Here is a 4,061-nt window from a genome sequence, read left to right as displayed (position 1 = left end):
GATGACACGCATTCACTCGAACTGTTCGTGTGCGGCGACAACCTCCGCAAGGGAGCTGCGCTGAACACAGCGCAGATCGCCGAGCTCATCGCCGCCGAGCTCTAAGACAGCACACTCACGTCCTGCAGACCGTGGCCCAGGCCGCTCGGTCTGCAGGACGTAAGCGGTTACGACGTCAGCCGGGCCTTGACCGCATCGGCTACCGCGCGACCCTCGGCCCGGCCCGCCACCTTCGGCTGCAGAACCTTCATCACCTTGCCCATGTCGCGCTGCGACTCCGCGCCGGACTCTGTGACGGCCGCGTCGACGAGCTCAGCGAGTTCTTCGTCGGACAGCTGCGCCGGGAGATACTCGCCGACGATGGCAGCCTCAGCCTCCTCGCGCTCCGCGCTGTCTTCCCGCCCACCGGAGCGGAACGCCTCAGCGGCCTCGCGACGACGCTTGACCTCGCGAGTCAACACAGCGACGGTTTCGTCGTCGGACAGCTCCTTGGCAGTGTCGCCGGCAACCTCAGCGCTGCCGATCGCGGACAGGACCATCCTCAGCGTGCCCTTGCGCACCTCGTCGCGCGCCCGCATCGCTTCGGTGAGATCACTCTTGATTCGATCTTTGAGAGAGGCCATACGGCATAGTCTGCCCTGTGCGGTCGGGCTGTTCCCACCGGATAGCGCTCTGGCGCGACGCACAGTGGTACCAATGACACTCCGCTGCCGCCGCCCTTTTCATGTCCGCACTGCGCGCGGTGGGCGCCTCTCTGCCGGAGCGAACTACATTGTGGTCGCGGTCACGACCACAAAGCATGCTCTCGCCGCGCCGTCGATGCGTGCGCGGCGTCGTCTGTATGGCAACCTTGGCGAGTGGTTGCGAAGAAGATGCTGCTCGGCCTCACCGGGCTCGCCGTAGGCGGGCTCGCATATGCGGCAGGATATGAAGTTCGGTCGTTCCGGCTCCGGCGGTTCGACGTCCCGGTGCTCCCTCCCGGAAGCAGGCCCATCCGGATTCTGCACCTCTCGGACCTGCACCTCACGCCTCGGCAGGAGCGCAAGATCGAATGGGTGCGCAGCCTCGCGACGCTCGCCCCGGACCTGGTGGTGAACACGGGCGACAACATCGCCCACCGCGACGCCGTCCCGGCCGTCCTGGACGCCTACGAGCCGCTGCTGTCCATCCCCGGTGTGTTCGTCTTCGGGTCGAACGATTACTACGGCCCGCAACCCAAGAATCCGGCGTCGTACCTGCTGCCGACCAAAGGCGCCGCCCGGGTCCATGCCCCAGACCTTCCCTGGGGAGAACTGCGCGACGGCATGGCCGACGCCGGCTGGCTGGATCTGACCAACACGCACGGAAAGATGACCGTCGACGGTCGCAGTCTCGCGTTCGTCGGCGTCGACGATCCGCACCTCGGCCGCGACCGCTACCCATCCGGTCCAGCCGACCGGGACGCGGACCTCGCCATCGGTGTGGCGCACGCGCCCTACCTGCGCGTGCTCGACGCCATGACGGCGGACGGCTACCGGCTGATCCTGGCCGGACATACGCACGGCGGCCAGCTCTGCATACCGGGCTACGGCGCGCTCGTGACCAACTGCGACCTCGACACGGAACGGGTCAAGGGGGTGTCACGGCATCCGGCGGACGGCGGTCCGGACGCCGCATGGCTGCACGTGTCCGCCGGCCTCGGCACGTCGCCCTACGCCCCCGTGCGGTTCGCCTGTCCCCCCGAGGCGACCTTGCTCACGCTCACGGCCTCCTAGGTCGTATTCGATTTCAGAAACCGGCCCTATCTCGGCTATGCTGGCTCCGCGACTGCGGGGTGTGGCGCAGCTTGGTAGCGCGCTTCGTTCGGGACGAAGAGGTCGCAGGTTCAAATCCTGTCACCCCGACCAACCAAAACCGGCCCCTGACCAGCGAAATCAGGGGCCGGTTCGCATTCTCAGACGCGTTCTCGCTCGCCCAGGTGTTGCCAACTGTATTACCTCGCCTCAGTCGCCGCTCGCTTTGTACGGGTCATCGATGACCAGGGTCCAGTCGGAACCTGCCCGATCACGAACGCTCCTGCGTGGCCAGCGACCATGAGATAACCGCGGGCGCCCGGCCAGCGATCGACGACCGGGCACCCCGACGAAACCCGGTTGCGTAGTCACCCGTGCCGCCACTGTGATTGACCGGTGAGCATCGCCGCCGTCCTGGTCAACCACAACACCTCCGCATTCGCCGAGCTAGCGATCCGATCACTGTTCGTGCAGAACCCCGGCCTCGACCTGACCTTGACGGTCTACGACAACGGATCGACCGATGATCGCAGCGGCATGCTGACCGCCGCCAAAACCTACGGTGCCCAGGTCACGCAATCCGGATTCCCGACCTCGACGCCGGGAAACTCCCACGGTGAGGTGCTACGCCGATTCGTTCTCAATCCAGCAAACGATCAAACCGACCACTTCCTTTTCCTCGATGCCGACATCTGCTTCACCCACCCCGGGACGATCGCAGCACTAATGGCCGAACTCATGACCAAGGTCATGCGAACCCACGGGCTCCGCCATCTCATCGCAGACAACACGTTGATCATGCACGCCTTCGCCGTCTCCTACCCCGACGAGTCCAGTGCCCTGATCCCGCAAAAGGAACACCGGCGCGACGCATGGCTCACCATCATGCGCCAGCGGTAACAACGGCCAGGTTCGCGTGCCACCGGGATCCGTCACCAGACCTTCCCGCCTGACGCGCACCAGTGCGTCGGGCTCGGAGCGCCCTCAGTTGCCGTCGTCACTCTGGTCGTGCTGTTGTTGAGCGGCGAGGACGGCGGGCATATGCGCTTCCAGGTGACCGATGAGGTCGAGCAGCTTTGCGGCGGTGGAGCGGCCCAGATCGGTGAGGCGGTACTCGACCCGCGGAGGCATCACGGCCTGGACCGTGCGGTGGACGAAGCCGTCGCGCTCCAGGGCATGGAGGGTCTGGGAGAGCATCTTCTCACTCACACCATCGACGCGGCGGCGCAATGCGTTAAAGCGGACGGGTCCTTGGTAGAGGCCGGCCAACACCAGGACCCCCCAACGGCCGGTGAGGTGTTCCAGGACCGGGCGGGAGGGACAGTCGCGGGCGAACACGTCGAACGGGAGAGCACCGGAGTGCTGCTCCTCGGCGGTGTCCCCGGCCTTGGTGTCCATATGCGTCATGCTACCTCTCATTCAGCACTGCACACAGGTTTGCGCTATCCAATCCACAGCGCATGTCGGCTGGCAAACCTTCTGACCCGGCACATCCTTCACGTTATATTCCTTGACAAGGTAAACGAATGCCGCGCACGGTAGTGCTGTGCAGCGAGGCGCCACGACTCCGTCCCTGGGGACGCTCAGCCTATCGGCCCGGGCGGTCATCCGGGAGCTGCTCGTATCCGGGCCGTTGCCTCGCGCGGAGCTCGCACGTCGTATGGGACTGTCCCCGGCGAGTCTCACCAAGACCACCCGGCCGCTGCTCATTTCTGGCGTAGTTCGGGAGGTCAAGGGTCGCGGGACGGAGACCAGGGGCCGCCCGGGCACGCCGCTGGAGCTCGACGCCGGCCGGCACCAGTTCATCGGGTTCAAGGTGACCGGTGATGAGCTGTTCGGTGTCCGCTCCGACGCGCTGGGCAGGGTCCAAGAGGCCGCGTACTGTCCGCTGACAAGTTCCGGGGTCGACGAGGTCGCCCAGCTGATCATTGACTTGGTCAATAAACTTCGCGGAACCCACACGATCCAGGCGATCGGCATCGGCCTCGCCGGCATGATGCGGCGCTTCGATCGCACGGTACGGCACAACATCTTCCTCAACTGGAACGATGTCCCACTCGCGCAGATGGTGGAGCAGGAGACGGCCATCCCGACGGTTCTGAGCGGGGACGCTCGCGCCCTCACGGCCGGCGTCCAATGGTCAGGTCCCGGGCGCGGGCTCAGCGACTTCGCCGTGGTGACGGTCGGCGTTGGCATCGGGCTCGGTGTAGTGGTCGACGGCACGGTACTCACCGGCCCCTACGGCAACGCGGCCATGGTCGGGCACACCAGGATCAGCGACTCTGGACC

At 65.9% G+C, this 4,061-nt stretch carries 5 protein-coding genes and 1 tRNA gene; 4 read left to right on the top strand and 2 right to left on the bottom strand.

Features of this window, described 5'->3' with window-relative positions:
* Positions 1-167 precede the first annotated feature (167 nt).
* Positions 168-623 (bottom strand): GatB/YqeY domain-containing protein, encoded by a 456-nt coding sequence (locus ELR45_RS13735; protein ID WP_129666876.1) that lies wholly within the window; start codon positions 621-623, stop codon positions 168-170.
* 249 nt (positions 624-872) lie between these two features.
* On the opposite strand from ELR45_RS13735, the gene ELR45_RS13730 reads away from it, so the two are divergent.
* The 3 genes from ELR45_RS13730 to ELR45_RS13720 all read left to right on the top strand — a co-directional run bounded on the left by ELR45_RS13730 (position 873) and on the right by ELR45_RS13720 (position 2,672).
* Positions 873-1,754: a metallophosphoesterase gene (locus tag ELR45_RS13730; protein WP_129667100.1), complete on the top strand. Its 882-nt coding sequence runs from the start codon at positions 873-875 to the stop codon at positions 1,752-1,754.
* A gap of 55 nt (positions 1,755-1,809) precedes the next feature.
* Positions 1,810-1,886 (top strand) — tRNA-Pro (locus ELR45_RS13725).
* Positions 1,887-2,168: 282 nt separating this feature from the next.
* Positions 2,169-2,672: a glycosyltransferase family 2 protein gene (locus tag ELR45_RS13720; RefSeq protein WP_129666874.1), complete on the top strand. Its 504-nt coding sequence runs from the start codon at positions 2,169-2,171 to the stop codon at positions 2,670-2,672.
* A gap of 84 nt (positions 2,673-2,756) precedes the next feature.
* Here ELR45_RS13720 and ELR45_RS13715 read toward each other — a convergent pair whose 3' ends face one another.
* Positions 2,757-3,170: a winged helix-turn-helix transcriptional regulator gene (locus ELR45_RS13715; protein WP_205856611.1), complete on the bottom strand. Its 414-nt coding sequence runs from the start codon at positions 3,168-3,170 to the stop codon at positions 2,757-2,759.
* 148 nt (positions 3,171-3,318) lie between these two features.
* On the opposite strand from ELR45_RS13715, the gene ELR45_RS35175 reads away from it, so the two are divergent.
* On the top strand, positions 3,319-4,061 hold a 743-nt coding region (locus tag ELR45_RS35175), incomplete at its 3' end, for an ROK family protein (protein WP_165367757.1).

Origin of the sequence: Phytoactinopolyspora endophytica, from assembly GCF_004138495.1 — a bacterium.
Taxonomy (GTDB): Bacteria; Actinomycetota; Actinomycetes; order Jiangellales; family Jiangellaceae; genus Phytoactinopolyspora; species Phytoactinopolyspora endophytica.
Note: the sequence above shows the minus strand (reverse complement) of the source record. Positions and strands in the feature narration are given on the sequence as shown.

What these genes read in the sequence shown, in the direction of transcription:
- ELR45_RS13735 (WP_129666876.1), bottom strand. Translation starts at nt 623, where the DNA reads ATGGCCTCTCTCAAAGATCGAATCAAGAGTGATCTCACCGAAGCGATG.
- ELR45_RS13730 (WP_129667100.1), top strand. Translation starts at nt 873, where the DNA reads ATGCTGCTCGGCCTCACCGGGCTCGCCGTAGGCGGGCTCGCATATGCG.
- ELR45_RS13715 (WP_205856611.1), bottom strand. Translation starts at nt 3,170, where the DNA reads ATGGACACCAAGGCCGGGGACACCGCCGAGGAGCAGCACTCCGGTGCT.